Annotated in this window: 21 protein-coding genes; 16 read left to right on the forward strand and 5 right to left on the reverse strand. The window is 69.0% G+C overall.

Annotation, left to right across the window (positions count from 1 at the left end; genetic code table 11):
* Positions 1–3: 3 nt before the first annotated feature.
* Positions 4–921 (reverse strand): Crp/Fnr family transcriptional regulator, encoded by a 918-nt coding sequence (locus ACNI65_RS09245; protein ID WP_416762543.1) that lies wholly within the window; start codon positions 919–921, stop codon positions 4–6.
* 255 nt (positions 922–1,176) lie between these two features.
* On the opposite strand from ACNI65_RS09245, the gene ACNI65_RS09250 reads away from it, so the two are divergent.
* Entirely contained in the window at positions 1,177–1,587 is a 411-nt protein-coding gene (locus ACNI65_RS09250; protein ID WP_416762544.1) for a hypothetical protein, read from the forward strand.
* Positions 1,588–1,619: 32 nt separating this feature from the next.
* Here the strand turns inward: ACNI65_RS09250 and ACNI65_RS09255 are convergent, their stop codons facing one another.
* Positions 1,620–2,201: a DUF4142 domain-containing protein gene (locus tag ACNI65_RS09255; RefSeq protein ID WP_416762545.1), complete on the reverse strand. Its 582-nt coding sequence runs from the start codon at positions 2,199–2,201 to the stop codon at positions 1,620–1,622.
* An 82-nt stretch (positions 2,202–2,283) separates the two neighbouring features.
* Entirely contained in the window at positions 2,284–3,327 is a 1,044-nt protein-coding gene (locus ACNI65_RS09260; RefSeq protein WP_416762546.1) for a glycosyl hydrolase, read from the reverse strand.
* Positions 3,328–3,648: 321 nt separating this feature from the next.
* On the opposite strand from ACNI65_RS09260, the gene tssA reads away from it, so the two are divergent.
* The 15 genes from tssA to ACNI65_RS09335 all read left to right on the forward strand — a co-directional run bounded on the left by tssA (position 3,649) and on the right by ACNI65_RS09335 (position 18,490).
* Positions 3,649–4,686 (forward strand): type VI secretion system protein TssA, encoded by a 1,038-nt coding sequence (gene tssA / locus ACNI65_RS09265; protein WP_416762547.1) that lies wholly within the window; start codon positions 3,649–3,651, stop codon positions 4,684–4,686.
* 87 nt (positions 4,687–4,773) lie between these two features.
* Positions 4,774–5,286, forward strand: coding sequence for a type VI secretion system contractile sheath small subunit (gene tssB, locus ACNI65_RS09270; protein ID WP_416762549.1), 513 nt, complete (start codon positions 4,774–4,776; stop codon positions 5,284–5,286).
* 24 nt (positions 5,287–5,310) lie between these two features.
* Complete coding sequence (tssC, locus tag ACNI65_RS09275) at positions 5,311–6,810, forward strand: type VI secretion system contractile sheath large subunit (protein ID WP_416762550.1); 1,500 nt, start codon at positions 5,311–5,313, stop codon at positions 6,808–6,810.
* A 193-nt stretch (positions 6,811–7,003) separates the two neighbouring features.
* Complete coding sequence (locus ACNI65_RS09280; RefSeq protein ID WP_416762551.1) at positions 7,004–7,483, forward strand: Hcp family type VI secretion system effector; 480 nt, start codon at positions 7,004–7,006, stop codon at positions 7,481–7,483.
* Positions 7,484–7,621: 138 nt separating this feature from the next.
* Positions 7,622–8,122, forward strand: coding sequence for an Hcp family type VI secretion system effector (locus tag ACNI65_RS09285; protein ID WP_416762553.1), 501 nt, complete (start codon positions 7,622–7,624; stop codon positions 8,120–8,122).
* Positions 8,119–8,919, forward strand: a complete 801-nt coding sequence (locus tag ACNI65_RS09290; RefSeq protein WP_416762554.1) for a type VI secretion system accessory protein TagJ — start codon at positions 8,119–8,121, stop codon at positions 8,917–8,919. Before ACNI65_RS09285 ends, ACNI65_RS09290 begins: the two co-directional genes overlap by 4 nt.
* Complete coding sequence (locus ACNI65_RS09295) at positions 8,920–9,564, forward strand: hypothetical protein (protein WP_416762556.1); 645 nt, start codon at positions 8,920–8,922, stop codon at positions 9,562–9,564.
* 4 nt (positions 9,565–9,568) lie between these two features.
* Positions 9,569–10,063 (forward strand): type VI secretion system baseplate subunit TssE, encoded by a 495-nt coding sequence (tssE, locus tag ACNI65_RS09300; protein ID WP_416762557.1) that lies wholly within the window; start codon positions 9,569–9,571, stop codon positions 10,061–10,063.
* 8 nt (positions 10,064–10,071) lie between these two features.
* The gene (tssF, locus tag ACNI65_RS09305) at positions 10,072–11,979 is read left to right on the forward strand and encodes a type VI secretion system baseplate subunit TssF (RefSeq protein ID WP_416762558.1); all 1,908 of its coding nucleotides are present in this window, start codon (positions 10,072–10,074) and stop codon (positions 11,977–11,979) included.
* Positions 11,976–13,244 (forward strand): type VI secretion system baseplate subunit TssG, encoded by a 1,269-nt coding sequence (tssG, locus tag ACNI65_RS09310; protein WP_416762560.1) that lies wholly within the window; start codon positions 11,976–11,978, stop codon positions 13,242–13,244. Before tssF ends, tssG begins: the two co-directional genes overlap by 4 nt.
* The gene (gene tssH / locus ACNI65_RS09315) at positions 13,241–15,892 is read left to right on the forward strand and encodes a type VI secretion system ATPase TssH (protein WP_416762561.1); all 2,652 of its coding nucleotides are present in this window, start codon (positions 13,241–13,243) and stop codon (positions 15,890–15,892) included. The genes tssG and tssH overlap by 4 nt, the downstream gene beginning before the upstream one ends.
* A gap of 46 nt (positions 15,893–15,938) precedes the next feature.
* Positions 15,939–16,439, forward strand: coding sequence for a helix-turn-helix domain-containing protein (locus ACNI65_RS09320; protein WP_416762562.1), 501 nt, complete (start codon positions 15,939–15,941; stop codon positions 16,437–16,439).
* 40 nt (positions 16,440–16,479) lie between these two features.
* Entirely contained in the window at positions 16,480–17,124 is a 645-nt protein-coding gene (locus tag ACNI65_RS09325) for a nucleotidyl transferase AbiEii/AbiGii toxin family protein (protein ID WP_416762564.1), read from the forward strand.
* 22 nt (positions 17,125–17,146) lie between these two features.
* Positions 17,147–18,151, forward strand: coding sequence for a DUF4424 family protein (locus tag ACNI65_RS09330; RefSeq protein WP_416762565.1), 1,005 nt, complete (start codon positions 17,147–17,149; stop codon positions 18,149–18,151).
* Between the two features lie 3 nt (positions 18,152–18,154).
* Positions 18,155–18,490 carry a YnfA family protein gene (locus ACNI65_RS09335; RefSeq protein ID WP_416762567.1) on the forward strand — a complete coding sequence of 112 codons (336 nt, stop codon included), beginning with the start codon at positions 18,155–18,157 and terminating at the stop codon, positions 18,488–18,490.
* Between the two features lie 31 nt (positions 18,491–18,521).
* Here ACNI65_RS09335 and ACNI65_RS09340 read toward each other — a convergent pair whose 3' ends face one another.
* Positions 18,522–19,274, reverse strand: coding sequence for a hypothetical protein (locus ACNI65_RS09340; RefSeq protein WP_416762568.1), 753 nt, complete (start codon positions 19,272–19,274; stop codon positions 18,522–18,524).
* Entirely contained in the window at positions 19,274–19,999 is a 726-nt protein-coding gene (locus tag ACNI65_RS09345) for a hypothetical protein (protein WP_416762569.1), read from the reverse strand. The genes ACNI65_RS09340 and ACNI65_RS09345 overlap by 1 nt, the downstream gene beginning before the upstream one ends.
* Between the last annotated feature and the right edge of the window lie 137 nt (positions 20,000–20,136).

A 20,136-nucleotide genomic window follows, 5' to 3' on the forward strand; every position in this document is an offset into this window, starting at 1 on the left:
CGCTCAGGCCGCGGCGGCGTCCGTCCGGCCCGCCGAGCCGCTGATCACGAACTGCTCCAGCGCCACGAGGCTGGGAATCGAGATCTGGCGGCGGCCCCGCTCGCCGAATCGGATCAGGCCGTCGCGGTTCAGGCGCGACAGGCAGCGGCTGACCGTCTCCAGCGTCATCCCCAGGTAGTTGCCGAGATCGGCGCGGGTCATGCGCAGCGTCAGCTCGTCGGCGCGCAGGCCGCGCTGATGCATGCTGCGCGCCCAGGCGCAGAGGAACTCCGCCACCCGCGCCAGCGAGGCCAGCGTGCACACCGACATCAGCGACTGGCGCTCATGCGTGATCTCGGCGCTCATCGCCTCGTGGACGACGGCCATCATCTCCGGGTGACGGGCGCAGGCCGCGGTGAGGGTCTCGTAAGGAATGATCGAGATGTTGCCGGTGTCCATCGCGACGGCGTCGCAGGGGTGGCGGCCCTGCGCGATGCCGCTGAAGCCCAGCCAGTCGCCGCGGAACTTCAGGCTCACGATCTGCTCGCGGCCGTCCAGGCTGCGGCTGACCAGCTTGAAGGCGCCGGCGTTGATCAGGAAGACGGTGCTGAAGGGCTGCGCGGCGCGGAAGATCAGGTCGCCCGCGCGCACGACCTTCGCCGTGGGCTGCACGACGTCGCGGATCACGCGCATCACTTCAAGCATGCGTTGCTGCGGATCGCGGCTCGGGTAGCGGGGATCGTTGATCGCCACGGGCATGGCCAGCCGGGCCAGCGGACGCGCGTCGGGGGAGGAGGCCGCGCCGGTGAGCGCGTCGGAAGAGGGGTCCAGCGGGGATTGATTCGCGGAGGACGCGATGCGAGGGCGGCTGGCCGGGGCATCGCGCAGACGGTCGCGGGAAGCATCACTCGGGGGGACGGCAACTGCGAGGGCGTTGTGCATGATGGTCTCTGGTTGAAGGATTGATGTGATGCTAGGAATCGGGGGCAAACACCGCGCGAATCCTTGACATCGCTCGGCAACAGTCGGTGAACCCTTGGTGACGGTTCGGTAACGAGCCATCAATCTCCGCGGTGGGGATGGCGCGGACAGCGCGCCGTCACGATCCGATTGACATCGGTCAACGCCTTCAATCGCCAGCTGACTACGCTGCGCACCTCGTTCCGATCCGCCGTAACGCGACCGATGCTGACGTCCATGTCCGACCGCACCCCCGTTCCCCCCCTGCGCCATCCGCTCGGTCTGAAGATCGGGCTGGTGAGCGAGCGGCCCGAGGCCTTGGCGGACGAGTTCAGCGAAGCCGCGCGAGCGCTGGGCGCGGAGGTCACGCTGCTGGCCGCATCACGACTGTTTGGCGAGGCGCCATCGGCGGGCGACCCGGCGGAGTTCCGCGACCTCGCGCGGGTGCTGAGCCGGCTCTACGACGTGGTGGTGTGCGACGGCCTCCCGGCCTCGATGACGCACCGGTTGGCCGAGGTGGCCACGGTGCCGGTGCATGACTTGAGCGAACTGCTGCCGCCGGACGATGCCGACGGCGGCGAGCTCGCCAGCGACGCCGACCGGCGCCGCTGGCGGACGCAGGCGGCCGTGCTGGCCGCGCTGCGTTGATCGGCGCGTTCAGCGCCCGATCGGTTCAACGATCACTTCTTCTTGTCGGCGGCCTTGGTCGCCGTTTCCAGCGCCTGCGCCTCGGTCAGGTGCTGTTGCAGCGCCGGCAGCATCTTCGCCGCCCAGGCCTTCACGTCAGCGTCCTTGGCGTCCTTGGAGGCCTTCTCGAACAGCTTGACGGCGTCCTTGTGGGCGCTGACCTGGTTCTCGGCGTAATGGTGGTCGAAGCTCGTGCCGTCGCGCTGTTCCAGCAGCTTCTCCTTGCCCTTCTGGATCATCGTGGCCTCGGTGGGCAGCTTCACGCCCTTGGACGCGGCCAGCGACTGCAGGTCCGAATCGGCCTTCTTGTGGTCGTCGATCATCTTCTGCGCGAAGCTCTTCACGTCGGCGCTGACGCCCTTCTTGAGGGCGATGTTGGCGGCGTTGATCTCGCCGAAGTTGGCCTCGGCGGCGTTCTTCAGGAAGCTGCTGTCGGCATGCGCGGCGCGCGGTGCAGAGGCCGCGGGGGCCGCGGTCTGCGCCGAGGCGCCCGCCGCGCCGAGCATCGCGCCCAGGGCGACGGTCACGGCGGCAATCGTGGACAGGGGGCGGCTGCGTTGGAAGCGTGTGCTCATCGGGATCTCTCCTTGAAGGGATGATGCCCACCACCAGCAATCGGCAGTCCCGCCCCGCGCCATCGCGCGCTCCGCCCCTCCGTCAGCCCTTGGGCAGGGACTTGTAATGCTGGCCGAGCTCGGTCAGCGCGCCCGAGGCGCCCAGCAGGCTCGTGAAATGCGGATCCGGCGACCAGCGTCCGGTGAACCACGCGTAGCGGACGACGTCGGTGCGCGACTCGCAGATCTGGACCATCTCGGCCATCTGCGCCTTCTGCCTGGCCACCGTGTCGATCTGCGCGCCGTCGTTCTGGGCATGCCAATTGGCCATCTCGGTGATCCAGAACGGCTTGCCGTACTTCGTCAGACGATCGAGCTGACCGGCCAGGCCGTAGTCGTACCAGTGGAAGGCGAGGGCGTCGATCTGCGGATCGCGGCCGCCGTTGGCGGCGCGGTAGGCGGCGATGAAGGCGTCCATCCAGGCGACCGGGTCGGTGTAGCCGGCCATCGTGCCCCAGGTGATCGCCGGGCCCACGATCTTCACCCCGGTCTGGCGGGCCACTTCCTCGTAGCGCGGCCACTGCGCGGCGGCGCTGGCCGGCGTGACATTGGCCTGGTCGACGAGGTTGGGCTCGTTGAGCACCAGCAGCGACTTCACCGACGGTCGCGCCTTGAGCGCGGCGACGACCTGCGCGGTGTCGAAGTTGAAGTTCCAGAGCATCGGCACGTGCTCCATCGCACCGGCGATGCTCGGCTGGGCGACGACGGTGGCGTTGGGCTGCAGTGCCCAGTTCACCCACCAGCCGACCGACCCGCCCGCCAGCGCGCTGAAGTCGGCGGCGTCCTTGAGGTCGTAGGCCAGGCCGCGCTTGACGGTGGAGGCGGGAGGCGGCGCGGGCGTGGGCGCCGGGGCCGGGGCCGGGGCAGGAGAGGGTGCCGGCGTTGGCGAAGGCGCTGGAGACGGCGTCGGCGCGGACGGCGAGGCGGGCGCCTCGGCGCTGCCGCCACCGCCGCCTCCGCAGGCCGCGAGCGTGGCCCCGAGCGCGCTGGCCCCGGCGATCGCGAGCCAGCGACGGCGGTCAGCGTCAGGGGCGTCAGGAGCGTCTGGAGGAAGGGGCGGCGCGTCGGGCGTGGTGATGGGTGTCATGGTGCGGGCCTGGTGAGCCTGTCCCGCACAGAGGGGACAGGTCTTGCGGGGGCGGAGTATGGCGGCCCGTCCGGCCGGCTGTCTTGTGGCGAAACATGTTGTTAATGTTTCTGACAGACGTCTTTCATGGCGCTACCTCGAAATGGGACTTGCCAATGCGTCGACAGGAAGGCCTGGCGCCGAGCCACACCCGGATCCCTCCGCGCGCCAATCCCTAGCCTGACCCGCCCCTTGGGGGGCAAAGTGACTTTCGACCACTGTGCGCCTGAACAGCTGTCAATAGAGTCCAGTCCATGCAACTGCCTGGCTGCCTCCGACGCGATGGCTGATCTCGACCTCGACGCACTGCTCGCTCCGCTGCAGGACGACGCCCCTTGTGGCGCCGACCTGGAGTACGACCCTGCCTTCCTCGCCCTCGAGGCGGCCGGTGCGGGCAAACCCGAGCAGCAGTACGGGGACACCGTCATCGCCGCCGAGGAACCCGACTGGCTTGCCGTCCATGAGCAGGCCCTGGCCCTGTCCGCCCGCACCCGCGACCTGCGCGTGGCCGTCTGGCTGCTGCGCTCCGGCGCCCGGCTGCACGGCTTTGGCGCCGCGCTGCAGGGCCTGGGGCTGATCCGCGGCCTGCTCGAGCGCCATTGGGACCATGTCCATCCGCAGCTCGACGCCTCGGACCACAACGACCCGACCATGCGCCTGAACGCGCTGCAGCCGCTGATCAGCGGCAGCGCGGCGCTGGCCGACCTGCGCGCGGCCAGCCTCACCGGCCAGCGCGGCGGACCGCGCGTGCGCGACGTCGAGCTCGCACTGGGCAACGCCGACCCGGTCGGCGAGGAGTCCGTGCCGTCGCCCGAGGGCCTGATGGCCGGCCTGTCCGCGCAGGCCGCCAACGATCCCCGCTTCGCCGCGCGCCTGCATGAGGCGCTGCCCGCCGTGCAGGGCATCGTCGCCGCCATCGAGACCCCGCTGGGCGCTGGACAGGGCCCCGACTTCGCGCCGCTGCTGCGCCTGTTCAAGCCGCTGGCCGCCGCTGCCGGGCAACTGCAAGGCCAGGGCGTCGACCTGGGCGCCGACGCGGCGTCCGGCGCTGACGGTGCCTTCGCCGGAGCAGGCCATGCGGCCGCGGGCCTCGTGGGCGCCGTCGCCGCGCCCGGCACGATCGCCAGCCGCGAGGACGCCGTGCGCGCGCTGCAGCGCGCCTGCGAATGGATCGAACGCCATGAGCCCAGCAACCCCGCGCCGCTGCTGATCCGGCGCGCGCAACGGCTCATGAGCAAGAACTTCATGGAAATCATGCGCGACCTCAACCCCGAGGGCGTGCACGAGATCGAGAAGCTCGCCGGGATCCTCAACGAGTGATCGTCGTGATCGCCGAGTGATCCCCCAGCCAGCTTCAAAGAACCCCCGTCTCCCGTCGTCCCCTGATTCACGCTTCAAGGAGCAAACATGGCCACCAGCAGCCAGAAGTTCATCGCCAGGAACCGCGCCCCGCGCGTGCAGATCGAGTACGACGTCGAGCTCTACGGCGCCGAGAAGAAGGTCCAGCTGCCCTTTGTCATGGGCGTGCTGTCGGACCTGTCGGGCAAGCCCACCGAGGCGCTGCCGCCGGTGTCGGACCGCAAGTTCCTGGACTTCGACGTCGACAACTTCGACGCCCGCATGAAGGCCATGAAGCCGCGCGTGTCCTTCGCCGTGCCCAACACGCTCACCGGTGAGGGCAACCTCATGGTGGACCTGACCTTCGAGTCGATGGACGACTTCTCGCCCGCCGCGGTGGCGCGCAAGGTCGACGGGCTCAAGCAGTTGCTCGAGGCCCGCCAGCAGCTCGCCAACCTGATCACCTACATGGACGGCAAGGCCGGCGCCGAGCAGCTCATCGCCAAGGTGGTCAAGGACGAGGCGCTGCTCAAGTCCCTGGCCTCGGCCCAGAAGCCCGCCGACGGCGGCGACGCGCAATAACCCGGACCCCACGGAGCTGACACCATGGCCGAAGAGACCCTCTCGCAAGCCGCGCCCTCACTGCAGGGCATCGAGTACCAGGGCGGCGAGTTCGCCTCGCTGCTGAACAAGGAATTCAAGCCCAAGACCGACGAGGCCAAGTCCGCCGTCGAGCAGGCCGTCCTGACGCTGGCGCAGCAGGCGCTGTCGCAGACCAACCTGATCGGCACCGACGTCATCGTCTCCATCGAGGCGATGATCGCGGAGATCGACAAGAAGCTCTCCGAGCAGGTCAACGCGATCCTGCACCACGCCGAGTTCCAGCAGCTGGAATCGGCCTGGCGCGGCCTGCACTACCTCGTCAACAACACCGAGACCGACGAGCAGCTCAAGATCCGCGTGATGAGCATTTCCAAGAACGATCTTGGCAAGACGCTCAAGCGCTACAAGGGCACGGCCTGGGATCAGAGCCCGATCTTCAAGCGCGTCTATGAAGAGGAATTCGGCCAGTTCGGCGGCGAGCCCTTCGGCTGCATCGTCGGCGACTACTACTTCGACCACAGCCCGCCCGACGTCGAGCTGCTGGGCGAGATCGCCAAGGTCTCCGCGGCCGCGCACTCGCCCTTCATCGCCGCGGTCAATCCGTCGCTGATGCAGATGGAGTCGTGGCAGGAGCTGGCCAACCCGCGCGACCTGACCAAGATCTTCAGCACGCCCGAGTACGCCGCCTGGAAGTCGCTGCGCGAGTCCGACGACGCGCGCTACATCGGCCTGGCCATGCCGCGTTTCCTGGCGCGCCTGCCGTATGGCGCCAAGACCAACCCGGTCGAGGAATTCAACTTCGAGGAAGCCACCGGCGGCGGCGAGCACGGCAAGTACACGTGGGCCAACTCGGCCTACGCGATGGCCACCAACATCAACCGCTCGTTCAAGACCTACGGCTGGTGCACGCGCATCCGCGGCGTGGAAGCCGGCGGCGCGGTGGAGGGCCTGCCGGCCCACACCTTCCCGACCGACGAGGGCGGCGTGGCGATGAAGTGCCCCACCGAGATCGCCATCAGCGACCGCCGCGAGGCCGAGCTGGCCAAGAACGGCTTCATGCCGCTGGTGCACCGCAAGAACTCGGACTTCGCCGCGTTCATCGGCGCGCAGTCGCTGCAGAAGCCCGCCGAGTACGACGATCCGGACGCCACCGCCAACGCCAACCTTGCCGCGCGGCTGCCGTATCTCTTCGCCTGCAACCGCTTCGCGCATTACCTGAAGTGCATCGTGCGCGACAAGGTGGGCTCCTTCAAGGAGCGCGCGGACATGGAGAAGTGGCTCAACAAGTGGATCATGAACTACGTCGACGGCGATCCCGCCAACTCCTCGGAGACGACGAAGTCGCAGAAGCCGCTGGCCGCCGCGGAAGTGCTGGTCGAGGAGATCCCGGGCAACCCGGGCTACTACTCGTCGAAATTCTTCCTGCGTCCGCATTACCAGCTCGAGGGCCTGACCGTGTCGCTGCGACTCGTGTCGACGCTGCCCTCGCAGAAGGGCAAGTAAGCCCGGCTGACGGAAATCGAGAAATCGCGCGCGATGACGCGCGACGTGTTGAAGGGAGCGCTGTCGAAGGCGCCGTTCTGATCTTTCGAGGCAAAGCATCCGGGCCCTCGGGCCCGCAATCCCTGGTCTCCGCCGCTGATTGAGCGTTGAAGCGGAGACTGTTTTCAAAGAGTCCATCTAGGAGAAACCGACCATGACGATCGACGCCAATCTGAAGTTCGCCGGAGTCGAAGGCGAATCCACCCACAAGGACCACAAGGGCGAGATCGATCTGCTCGCCTGGTCGTGGGATGTGCGTCAGGAAAGCACCGCCAACGCTGGCGGCGGCTCGGGCAAGGGCAAGGGCGTTCCCGGCCAGTTCGTGTTCGCGCATTACTACGACAAGGCGTCCCCGGTGCTGGCCAAGGCCTGCGCCTCGGGCAAGCACTTCGATCAGGCCGTGCTGACCTGCCGCAAGGCCGGTGAAGGCCAGCAGGACTTCCTGAAGGTCACGCTCAAGCAGGTCCTGGTGACCGCGGTGTCGCCGTCCGCTTCCGCCGGCGGCGAGATCAGCGAGAGCGTGTCGGTGTCCTACGCCGACATCGAGTTCGAGTACAAGGCCCAAGACGCCAAGGGCGGCCTGGGCGGCGCGGTCAAGTTCGGCTGGAACATTTCCACGACCGAAACGCGTTGATCCCCGGCGATCGCGAGATCGCACGAGGATGACCCGCGGCGCGCCGGCCCTGGCCGCGCGCGCCGCGCCCGAACACTGGGACAACGCATGGCGGTGGCGAGGCCTCGCCGCCATGCGTTGTCCATGCCGGAGCGAGAGATGAATCCGTTGACCAGCGGCGGCGCGCAGAGCGCCGACATGTACCTGGACCTGTCGCTCAAGCGGGCGGGCAAGGTCAAGGGCGAGTCCACCTCGGCGGGCCACGCCAACGACATCGTCGTGCGCGGCTTCAGCTGGGGCGTGGGCGCGGCGGGAGACGCCGTGGCGGGCCAGCAGACGGGCCGCCGCAGCTATCGCCAGCTGACGATCACCAAGGGGCTGGACAGCGCGAGCACCGCGCTGATGAGCGCCGTGGCGACCAATGACGAGGTCAAGAGCGCCAAGCTCTACCTGCGCAAGGCCGGTGGCTCGCAGGAGGACTACTTCTGCCTGACGCTGGAGAAGGCGCGCGTGGCGTCCTACGACATCGAGGCCGATGACAGCGGCGCGCCGGTGGAGCGCATCGCGATGAGCTTCCAGAAGGTCAACATCGAGTACCGCACGCAGAACGCCAAGGGCGCGATGGGCGGCACGCACACCTTCGACGACGACCTGACATGAGCACCGTGCAGGAGCTGCTGGCCGCGGGCCGCCCGACCGACGCGCTCGCCGCGGCGCAGGCCGAGGTGCGTCAGCGCCCGCAGGACGCGAAGCTGCGCACGATGTTGTTCCAGCTGCTGGCCGTGACCGGCCAGTGGGCGCGGGCGGCGGCGCAGCTGGAAGTCTGCGGCGAGCTCGACGCGGGCACGCTGGCGATGGTGAACACGTACCGCGAGGCGCTGAAGTGCGAGCTCGTGCGCGAGGCCGTCTTCGAGGGCCGCACCACGCCGATGGTGATGGGCGAGCCGGCCGAGTGGGTCGCGAACCTGGTGCATGCGTTGAAGGTCGAGACCGACGGCGACGCGGCCGGCGCGCGCAAGCTGCGGGCGCAGGCGCTGGAAGACGCGCCGACGACGGCCGGCAGCATCGATGGACAGGCCTTCGACTGGATCTGCGACGCGGACTCGCGGCTGGGTCCGGTGCTGGAGGCGGTGATCAATGGGCGTTACTGCTGGGTGCCGTTCTCCGCGCTGAAGGAGATCCACATCGAGCCGCCGACGGACCTGCGCGACCTGGTCTGGGCGCCGGCGCATCTGGAGTTCCCCAACGGCGGCGCGTCAGTGGCGCTGATCCCGACGCGGTATCCACGCACGGTGGCCTTCGACGACGAGCGCGTGTGGATGGCGCGCCGCACGGAATGGCAGGCGCTGCCAGGGTCGCAGGACGACCAGTACGCGGGCGTCGGACAGCGGGTGCTGATGAGCGATCAGGGTGAGATGGGTCTGCTGGACATTCGTCTGATCGAATTGAGGACCTGAATGAGTCGAGGGCTGTTGCCGAGCAGGGCTCGCCGGCGGTCATGGGCCGCAGGTGCGTCACTGACCACCGGCCTGCTGGTGGGCTTGCCGGTCTGGGCCGGCGCACCGGCAAGCGGGCCGTCCACGGACGCCAGCGCGGCCAAGCCCTCGAGCGCCCGGCCGTCCGGCAAGAGCGGCGTCTGGCGCACTCTGGACCCGGACGCCTGCACGCCGCTGGAAGCGCAGGACCAGGCGCGCCTGCCCGGCAGTTGGCAGCCCTACCTGGCGTTCGCGCGCCGGTGCGAGCTGACGGCGCCCGGCGGGCGGCCCGAGGTGGCGCTGATTTCGATCTTCACGCTCGCGTATTACGAGGGCAAGCCCGACAACACGCCCTGGGAGCAGTTCCCCACGCCGCTGCTGGTGGACCGCGAGTTCCGCTGCCTGGGCGGCCTGTCGCAGCTGTTCCCCTGGGACCAGCCCGCGATGCTGGCGCTCAAGCATGGCCGCTGGAAGGAGGGCGTGCCGCAGGAAATCCGCGTCCACGTCGACCACCCAGCGGTCAGCGGGCCGTATGACCTGCCCACGCTGCGCTGGAACGCCGCGCAGCGCCGTTATCAACCTGTCGGCAAGGCCGACGCCGCGGAATGCCCTTCTCTGAAGTCGTGATGCCATGAGCCAGATCCACCGCGATCGCCTGCAGCCGGCCTTGCTGGACCGGCTGACCGATGACGAGCCCTTCCATCGCGTCGAGGCCGAGGACCGCCGCGTGATGAGCAAGTCGCAGCTGCGCCAGGCCGTCCTGCGCGACCTGGGCTGGCTCTTCAACGCGACGCAGCCGCTGGGCAAGGAGGCCGACCCCTACGCGCGCGTCGGCGAGAGCGTCCTGAACTTCGGCCTCCCGCCGCTGTCCGGGCAGCTCGCCTCGCGCGTGGACGTGCACCTGCTCGAGAAGCAGATCCGCCAGGCCATCCTGCGTTTCGAGCCGCGCATCCTGCCCGAGTCGCTGGAGGTGCGCGCCATCGAGACGTCCAGCGTGATGGACACGCACAACGTCATCGAATTCGACATCCGCGGCCACCTGTGGTCGCAGCCGGTGCCGCTGGAGATCCTGCTGCGCACGCAGCTCGATCTCGAGGCGGGACAGGTCGAGGTCCGCGAGGGCTGAGGACACCCATGGATCCGCGCCTGCTGCGCCTGTACAACGACGAACTCGCCCACCTGCGCGAGGTCGGCGCCGAGTTCGCCCGCGATTTCCCCAAGATCGCCGGCCGGCTCGGCCTGGAGGACGCCGAGGTCGCGGACCCTTATGTCGAGCGCCTGCTCGAAGGCTTCGCCTTCCTGTCCGCGCGCGTGCAGCTCAAGCTCGACGCCGAGCATCCGCGTCTGATCACGCACCTGCTCGAGTCGATCTACCCGAACTTCCTCGCGCCGGTGCCCTCGATGATGATCGCGCGCTTCAGCGTCGATCCCACCGATCCCAATCTCTCCAAGGGCCATCCGGTGCCGCGCGGCAGCGTGCTGCAGTCCGGCGTGGCGCGCGGCCAGGACACGCGCTGCGAGTTCCGCACCGCCCACGACGTCACGCTGTGGCCGCTGACGCTCGAGGACGCGCAGTACTTCAGCCACGCGCCCGACCTGCCGATGTCGCGCCTGCCCGAGGCGGCCGGCTCGCGCGGCGGCCTGCGCCTGCGCTTCAAGACGGGCGGCGGCGTGCCCGTGCGCCAGCTCGGGCTGGACCGGCTCGCGTTGTACCTGAGCGCGCCCGATGAGGTCGCGTACCGGCTGCATGAGCTCGCGCTGGGCGCGCCGCTGGGCAGCTTCGTCACCGGCGAGGGGATCGACGCGCCCGCGGTGCTGTCGCAATGGCGCGGCGCGGCGAGCATCCGCCCGCTCGGTTTCGCACCCGACGAGGCGCTGCTGCCCGAGACCCATCGCAACTTCTCCGGCTGCCGCCTGATGCAGGAGCTGGCCGCGATGCCGCGCCGCTTCCTGTTCCTGGAGATCGATCACCTGGCCGAGCGGCTCTCGCGCATCGACGGCACGAGCTTCGAGATCGTGCTGTTCTTCAGCCGCGGCGACGCGGCGCTGGAGGCGATGGTCGATGCGGACAGCGTCTCGCTGCACTGCACGCCGGCGGTCAACCTGTTCCCCAAGCGGCTGGACCGCATCCAGCTCGGCACCGGCAACTGGGAATATCACGTCGTCCCGGACCGCACGCGGCCGATGGACTACGAGATCCACAGCCTGCAGTCGGTCACCGGCTACGGTGCCGGCGCGCTCGGTCAGCAGGGCTTCGAGCCGCTGTACGCGACCTACCACGAGGCCCGCTCCGACGCGCCCGGTTTCTACACCGCGCGCCGCGAGCCCCGCCTGATGTCGATGCGGCAGAAGGAGCAGGGGCCGCGCACCGGCTACATCGGCGACGAGGTCTTCCTGTCGCTTGTCGATCCGCGGCATGCGCCGTATCGCGAGGACATCCGGCAGCTGTCCGTGTCCGCGCTCGTCACCAACCGCGATCTGCCGATGCTGCTGCCGCACAACGGCGCCGGGGTGTGGCGGCTCGATGCCGCCGGGCCGGTGCTCAAGGTCGAGGCGGTGCAGGGACCGACGCGGCCGGTGAACCGTCAACCGGTCGGCGAGGCCGGCTGGAGCCTGGTGGGCCTGTTGACCCAGCAGCAACTGCCCTGGGGCGATGAGCCGCCGGCGCAGGCCGCGGCGACGCTGCGGCGCTTGCTCGCGCTGTACGGCCCGCCCGGCGATGCGGCCTGGCTGCGTCAGGTCGAGGGCGTGCGCGCGGTCGAGGCGGTGCCGGTCGTGCGCCGGCTGCCGTTCACCGGGCCGCTGAGCTTCGGCTCGGGCAGCGAGATCACGCTGGATCTGGACGAGCTTGCGTTCCAGGGACACAGCGCCTTCCTCTTCGCCAGCGTGCTGGAGCGCTACTTCACGCGCCATGCCGCGATCAACAGCTTCACGCAGCTGAGCCTGCGCACGCCGCAGCGCGGTCCCGTCAAGCGATGGGCACCGCGCATCGGCGGCGATGCCGAGGGCCGCTCGGAGCGCGCCTCGGGGAGCCGCGCGTGAACGTCCGCAAGGACGGACCGGACGGCCCGGACGCGCCCGTGCCGGCGCGTGGCGCCGACCCCGCGAGCGCCGCGGCTTCGGCTGCTTCGGCTTCTACGCCGCCTTCATCGGCTGCATCGGCTGCAACTGAGACCGAGCCGTCGCCGGCTTCACTGCTTGCGCGGCGGCCGGGTCGGCGCAGCGTCGACGACGCCGCCTTGCGCGCGCTGTTCGAGGACGTCGAGGCCACGCCGTGGGCGCACGATTTCTTCGCGCTGCTGCGCCGCATCGAGGGCCTCACGCCGGACGTGCCGCGGCTGGGTCGCGGCCTGCGGCCGTCGCAGGAGGCGATCCGGTTGGGCCAGGAGCCCGAGCTCGATTTCGCCCCGGCGGCGCTGTCCAGCCTGACGCGTGGGCAGAACCCGGCGCCGCGGCTGGGTGTGCGTTTCTTCGGCCTGCTGGGACCGCAGGGGCCGATGCCGCTGCACCTGACCGAGTACACCCGCGAGCGGCTGCATCAGCGCGGCGATCCGACGCTGAGCCGCTTCCTCGACGTCTTCCATCACCGGCTGCTGCTGCATTTCTATCGCGCCTGGGCGCAGTCCCAGCCGACGGTGCAGCACGACCGCCCGGCCTCGGACCGCTACGCCGCGTGGCTGGGCGCGGCCTCGGGGCTGGACGGCGCGCAACGGCCGGGCGACTCGCTGCCGCAGACCGCGCGCCTGTTCCAGGCCGGGCTGCATGGCGGCCGCGCGCAACATGCCGAGGGGCTGGAGAAGATCCTCTCGCTGCACTTCGGCGTGCCGGTGCGCATCGAGCAGCACGTCGCGCACTGGCTGCCCGTCGAGGACGGCGAGCGCACGCGGCTCGGCTTCGCGCGCCAACGTCCGGAGCGCATCGGCCGCGAGCTGCCGCAGCTCGGTCGCAACACGGCGGCCGGCAACAAGGCCTGGGACCGCCAGTACCGCTTTCGCGTCGTGCTGGGACCGCTGACGCTGCGCCAGTACGAGGGCTTCCTGCCCGACGGCGACGCGTGGCGGCCGCTCAACGACTGGATCCGGCAGTACGTCGGCCACAACCTGCAATGGGAGCTGCAGCCCGTGCTGCGACACGACGAAGTGCCCGCCGCGGCGCTGAGCGGTCGCGCGCGACTGGGCTTCACCTCCTGGACGGGCCGCTCGGGCGGCCGTCCGCATCGTCACGACCGGGGCGACCTGCGCCTGCATCCGCGACAGCGGGTGAAGGGGCGGGCCACGCCGCCGGCATCACAGGGAGCATCGTCATGACAGAAATCGCCCGTACCAGCCTCTTCGGCAAGCTCAATCCGCTGGCCTACAAGGCGATCGAAGGCGCCACCGTGTTCTGCAAGCTGCGGGGCAATCCGTACGTCGAGCTGCAGCACTGGCTCTATCAGATCCTCAACACGCCCGATTCCGACCTGCATCGCATCGTCAAGCATTACGGGCTGGACGCGGCGCAGCTGTCGGCCGACCTGATGGCCTCGCTGGACCGGCTGCCGCGCGGCGCGACCTCGGTCACGGACCTGTCGAGCTGGGTCGAGAACGCGGTGGAACGCGGCTGGGTCTATGGCTCGCTGATGTTCGGCGACCAGCAGGTGCGCACCGGTCACCTGGTGCTGGGGCTGCTGAAGACGGCCTCGATGCGCAACGTGCTGCTGTCCGTGTCCAAGCAGTTCGAGAAGATCCCGGTCGACGACCTGAGCGAGCATTTCAACCAGATCCTCGAAGGCTCGCCGGAGCGCGCGATGCGCGCGGCCGAGCCCGGCGCCGTGCCCGGCGATGCGAGCGGCGCGATCGCGCCCGCGGCGATGGGCAAGCAGGAGGCGCTCAAGCGCTTCGCGGTGGACCTGACGCAGCGCGCGCGCGATGGCGAGATCGATCCCATCGCGGGCCGCGACGAGGAGATCCGGCAGATCGTCGACATCCTGATGCGCCGCCGCCAGAACAATCCCATCCTCACCGGCGAGGCGGGCGTGGGCAAGACGGCGGTGGTGGAGGGCTTCGCGTTGCGGCTGGCGCAGGGCGACGTGCCGCCGCAGTTGAAGGACGTGTCGCTGCACATGCTGGACATCGGCCTGCTGCAGGCCGGCGCGAGCATGAAGGGCGAATTCGAGAACCGGCTGCGTCAGGTGATCGACGAGGTGCAGGCGTCGCCCAAGCCGATCATCCTGTTCATCGATGAGGCGCACACGCTGATCGGCGCGGGCGGAGCGGCCGGCACCGGCGACGCGGCCAACCTGCTCAAGCCGGCGCTGGCGCGCGGCAAGCTGCGCACGATCGCGGCGACGACCTGGGCCGAGTACAAGAAGCACATCGAGAAGGACCCCGCGCTGACGCGGCGTTTCCAGGTCGTGCAGGTGCCCGAGCCCGACGAGGCGAAGGCCGTGCTGATGCTGCGCGGCGTGGCGACGATCCTGGAGCAGCACCACCGCGTGGCGCTGCTGGACGAGGGCATCGCCGCGGCGGTGCGGCTGAGCCATCGCTACATCCCGGCGCGGCAGCTGCCGGACAAGGCGGTGAGCCTGCTGGACACGGCGTGCGCGCGCGTGGCGGTCAGCCAGCATGCGACGCCGGCGGAGCTCGAGGACTGCCTGCGCCGCATCCAGGCGCTGGAGGTCGAGCGCGAGATCATCGGCCGCGAGGGCGCGATCGGCATGGACGTGGCCGAGCGCAAGCAGCGCGTGGCCACGCAGCTGGACGAGGCGCAGACCCGCAAGGCGGAGCTCGAGGCCCGGCATCTGAAGGAGAAGGGCCTGGTCGATCGCGTGCTGGAGCTGCATGCGCTGCTGCGCAAGGACGGGGAGGGCGCACCGGCCGAGGCCGAGCGCGCGCCGCTGCTCGACGAGCTGCACGGGCTGCGCGCCGAGCTCACGGCGCTGCAGGGCGACGCGCCGCTGATCCTGCCGCAGGTGGATGAGCAGGCGGTGGCCGCGGTGGTGCAGGACTGGACCGGCATCCCGGTGGGGCGCATGGTCCGCAACGAGCTGCAGGCGGTGCTGCAGCTGGCCGACACGCTGAACCAGCGGGTGGTGGGTCAGCGGCATGCGCTGGAGATGATCGCCAAGCGCATCGAGGTGTCGCGTGCCGGGCTGGACAACCCGAGCAAGCCGATCGGGGTGTTCCTGCTGGCGGGGACCTCGGGCGTGGGCAAGACCGAGACGGCGCTGGCGCTGGCCGAGGCGCTGTACGGCGGCGAGCAGAACGTCATCACGATCAACATGAGCGAGTTCCAGGAGGCGCACACGGTCTCCACGCTCAAGGGTTCGCCGCCGGGGTATGTCGGTTACGGCGAGGGCGGCGTGCTGACCGAGGCGGTGCGGCGCCGGCCGTACAGCGTCGTGCTGCTGGACGAGGTCGAGAAGGCCCATCCGGACGTGCATGAGCTGTTCTTCCAGGTCTTCGACAAGGGCTGGATGGAAGATGGCGAGGGCCGCTACATCGACTTCAAGAACACGATCATCCTGCTGACCAGCAACGCGGGCAGCGACCTGATCATGAAGCTGTGCGCGGATCCGGAGCTGATGCCCGAGCCAGAGGGGATCGCCAAGGCGCTGCGCGAGCCGCTGCTGAAGGTGTTCCCGGCGGCGCTGCTGGGACGGCTGGTGACGATCCCGTATTACCCGCTGAGCGAGGAGATGCTGGGCCAGATCGTTCGACTGCAGCTGGGCCGGATCCAGAAGCGCGTGGGCGAGAACCTGGGCGTGCCGCTGACGTTTGGCGACGACGTGGTGAAGCTGATCATCAGCCGGTGCAACGAGGTGGAGAGCGGCGGCCGCGTGGTGGACGCGATCCTCACGAACACGGTGCTGCCGCGCATCAGCCGCGAGTACCTCACGCGCCTGACCAACGGGCAGACGATCACCAAGGTCGGCCTGAGCGTGAAGGATGGGGACTTCGAGTACGGGTTCGACTGAGGCCTGAAGCTTGCATGTCATCGCGTCTTCGTATAAAACGCGATACATGCCGGCCAAAGCCCTTCCTCTCACCGATCACCTCCAGCACCTCTGGGGGCAGGTGAGCGAGCGCGTCCGGGAGGCCCGTCTGCGTCGGAACATGACCGCCGAGCAGGTGGCCAAGGAGGCGGGCATCACCCGAGTGACCCTGCATCGCTTGGAGCAAGGCGATCCATCGGTGACGGTGGCCACCTTCCTCAAGGTGCTGGATTCGCTTCGGTTGTCGCAGGATCTGGCTGAAGTGGCTGGTGATCCCGAGCGAAGGATGCCCGGCGAGCGCCTGCCGCCGCGTCGGATGCCCGCGCGGATCCGCATCGGGGACTATCCGCAGCTTCGACAGATTGCCTGGCACATCCAAGAGCCTGGTGCCACGGTGTCGCCTCAGGAAGCCCTTGAGCTCTATGAACGCAACTGGCGTCATGTGGATCAGGCGCTTGTGCCTCCCAAGGAGCGGGCCTTGATCGACAAGCTGGTGGCGACCGTGGGCAAGGGGGTGTTCCTTGTTTGAGCGGCCTCATCACCGCCACATCGCCGCAGTTTTGGAGCAGTTGAACAGCGACATGCTGAAGGGGTATCGCTGCCTTTTCGGCGGCGGGACTGCCATCGCGCTGGCTTATGACGAGTTCCGCGAGTCGGTCGACATCGACTTCATGTGCGACGACAAGGAGGGCTACCGCGAGATGCGCTCGCTTGTCGATCAGCGTGGTCTGGCGTGGGCGTTCTCGCCGGCGGTGAAGATCGAGCGGGAAGCTCGCGTCGATCAATACGGCATTCGAAGCGCGGTCTCGATGGGCGGCGAACGCGCCATCAAGTTCGAGATCGTCTTCGAGAGCCGGATCACGCTGGATGAGCCCAAAGCCGAGGAGCGGGTCTGCGGCGCGTGGCGATTGACGGGGGTGGACCTCGTGGCGTCCAAGTTGATGGCCAACGCGGACCGTTGGGCAGATGACAGCGTCGCCTCTCGGGACCTGATCGATCTGGCGATGATGGCCGCGGATGCGTCCGTGATGGCGGCTGGCCGGGAGAAGGCGGAGCTTGCCTACGGGTCGTCGATTGCTTCCTCCTTCCTGAAGGCGAAGGCTGGACTCCTGGAGCGGGAGGGCCGCCTCAAGGCCTGCATGCAGCGGATGGGCATGACGGCCTCGGAGACGAAGGTGCGATCGGCCATCAAGCGCTTGAGCCTGGACGTCTGATCCTCGCGGATACTCCGCCGCCATGACCCGATCCCTTTCCGTGCTGGCGGCGATGCTGCTGGCCGCGACGCTGTCGCCTGTCGCTCGCGCCAATGATTCGATGGCCCGCGTGGGCACCGGCGGCATCGAGCTCGTCAAGAGCGCCGATGTCCGCATGGCTTCCGAGCTCCTCGAGATTTCGCAGGAACGCATCCGCGTCACCTATCAGTTCGTCAACGAGGGCCGCGCGGACATCCGCAGCACCGTCGCCTTCCCGATGCCGGACTACGGCTGGAATCCGGGCATGTCGATGCTCAGCCAGAACGACTACCCGTTGCGGCCGTTCAAGGTGCTCGTCGACGGTCAGCCGGTGCCGACCCGCTTCGAGCACAAGGCCATGCTCAAGGGCCGCGACGTCACCGCCGCGCTGCGCCGCGCCGGGCTCTCCGACCTGACGATCTTCGAGACCTTCGGCTGCGACCGTGAGGTCTGCGATTACCCGAAGGCGGTGCAGCGCAAGCTCGAGGCCATCGGCGCGGTCGAGCAGGGCTTCCCGCAGTGGCGTGTCACCGAGACCGTCTACTGGGAACAGCGTTTCCCCAAGGACCGGCCGCTGCGCGTCGAGCACGAGTACAAGCCGCTGTACGGGCAGGTCTACACCTATCCGTATCAGCAGAACCGATGGGTGCCGCCCGAGGATCGTCTGCCTCCGCCAGCCAAGCACGGCGAGGACGCCGTCTGCCTGGACGAGGGCGCGCGTGCCGCGCTCGATCGGCGCATGCAGCGCGAGGTCGATGCGGGCGCCAAGCTGCTGATGGTGATGCTCAAGGACGTCGAATACATCCTGGGCACCGGCCGCAACTGGAAGGGGCCGATCGGCGATTTCACGCTGCGCATCGAGAAGGCCAAGCCCGAGGAGATCGTGTCGCTGTGCTTCCCCGGTCAGGCCCGGCGCATCGACGCGAGGACGCTGGAGTTCCGCGCGAAGGACCTCGTGCCGCAGGATCGGCTGGTCATCCACTTCTACGAAGTCATTCCCGAGCGCTGAGCCATGGATCTCGCCAAGACCTTCCTGCTGTTCGTCGTCACCGCGGTCGCCGAGATCGTCGGTTGCTACCTGCCGTATCTCTGGCTGAAGCAGGACAAGTCCGCGTGGCTGCTCGTGCCCGCGGCCGCGAGCCTGGCGCTCTTCGCGTGGCTGCTCACGCTGCATCCGACCGCCGCCGGCCGTGTCTATGCGGCCTATGGCGGCGTCTACATCGGGGTAGCGATGGTGTGGCTGATGCTCGTGGACAAGGTCAAGCCCACGCCCACCGACTGGATCGGCGTCGCCGTCAGCCTCGTGGGGATGGCGATCATCATCCTGGGGCGCCGGCCGGCGCCTTGAGCCAGCGCCATGAGCCGCGCGGGCTTGACGCTCAGGGTTGCTTGATCGTCAAGGTCCCATCCTGCGCATTGCCCGGCTCGCCGTTGACTGCACGCCGATCGTCCTGGCCTTCGCACCCACGCGCGCTGCATTGATAGGCCACCAGCCGCAGCGGCTTGTCGGCCTTGGGCTCGGAGCGCTCCACCACGCGCAGCGACAGCGTTCCCGTCGTCGCCCCAGTCACCAGCGAATCGCAGCCCGTCCAGTACCCGACGAAGCGATGCGCCGTCGCGCCCGGTGCCGCGCCGTTGAACGGCACCAGCACCACGCTGGTCCAGCGCTGGAAGGTGCCGCTCTTTCCCACGCCCGCGTGCGAGAACTCCAGGCAGCTGCCCCAACGCTGACCGCCCGCCATCACGCGGTACGCATCCGTCGGCGTCCAGTCCAGATCGGGCAGGGCGTCGCCACCCAGCGCCTTGTGCTCGACGACCTGCAGCTTCTTCCCGCCCTCGGCGCGCGCGAAGCCGCCCTTGTCCCGATCGATGCGCAGCTCGCCGGCATCGACGAAGCAGCCCTGCGGACCGCACCAGCCTTCGGTCTTGAGCGGCTCCAGCACCGCCGCCGGCGCGTTGCCGCGCAGCGCGTCGCGCAACTCCGTGGCGTTGCGCGCGACGGTGTCTGCCTGCGCCGCGCAGGCCGTGAACAGCACGCCGGCCAGCGACACCGCCACCCACGCGGACATCGAGGAGGCGAGGGCGCTCACCGGGACGGGAGCTTTCGGCAGCAGGCGCGACGGTCCGGGCATCAGTCGTATTCCTTGTTGTTGGTGGCCTTCACGAAGTCCGCGTTGTACTTCCAGAAGATCGTGCCGCCATACGCGGCGGTGGACTCGTACTTGTAATCCCATTTGCCGCGCAACTTCGTCTTGACCCCTTGCGCGTTGCGCCACCACTCCTCGCCGGGCACGTCCTTGTCCTTGATGTCGTAGATGTTGTGCTTGGGATCGGTGATGTGGATGCCGGCCTTCACCTTGGGGTGCTTGTCGTAGTTGGACTTGATGTCCGCCCCGTCCCAGAAGTACGCGCCGTTGGAGTAATCCGTTCCCGTCGAGCTCAACGCGTTGCGCGCGCCGCGCAGCGCGTCGCTCATGCCGGTGTCGGCGGCGATCTCCTCGGCGGTGGCCTTCTTGAGCTTGTCATGCCGCTGGTTGCCGTCATGCGCGGCGAAGGCGAACGTCTTGTCCTTCTTGATGAAGGCGCTGATCGTGGCGAAACCGCGCGCCTTCTGCTGGCGCACCAGCACGTTGGCGATCGCGGCCATCTCCTCGTAGACGTTGCCCGTCGACCCCTCGCCATAGGCGACCGCGGCCAGCGCGCGGGTGTCGTCGTCGATGGCGGCGGGCTTGTCGGCGCGCGCGGCGGTGCCCACCGGCGCGACCAGCGGCGAGGCCGCGCGGATCATCGTGCCGTCGTCGATGGCGAAGGTGTTGGCCCCGGCGCCCTGGGGGCCGGGAATGCGGGCTGCGGGCATGGCGGACTCCTACATGACCCTCCGACGCGCGATGGACGCCCCGGTCTGCAACCGGATGTTTCGCCCAGGGCAAGCCCTGCCCCTGGCGCGGGAGGAGTGGACGGACGTTAGCGGGCGGACTGCGCGGCCCAAAGTGA

This window comes from Roseateles sp. So40a (genome assembly GCF_048081605.1).
Taxonomy (GTDB): domain Bacteria; phylum Pseudomonadota; class Gammaproteobacteria; order Burkholderiales; family Burkholderiaceae_C; genus Roseateles.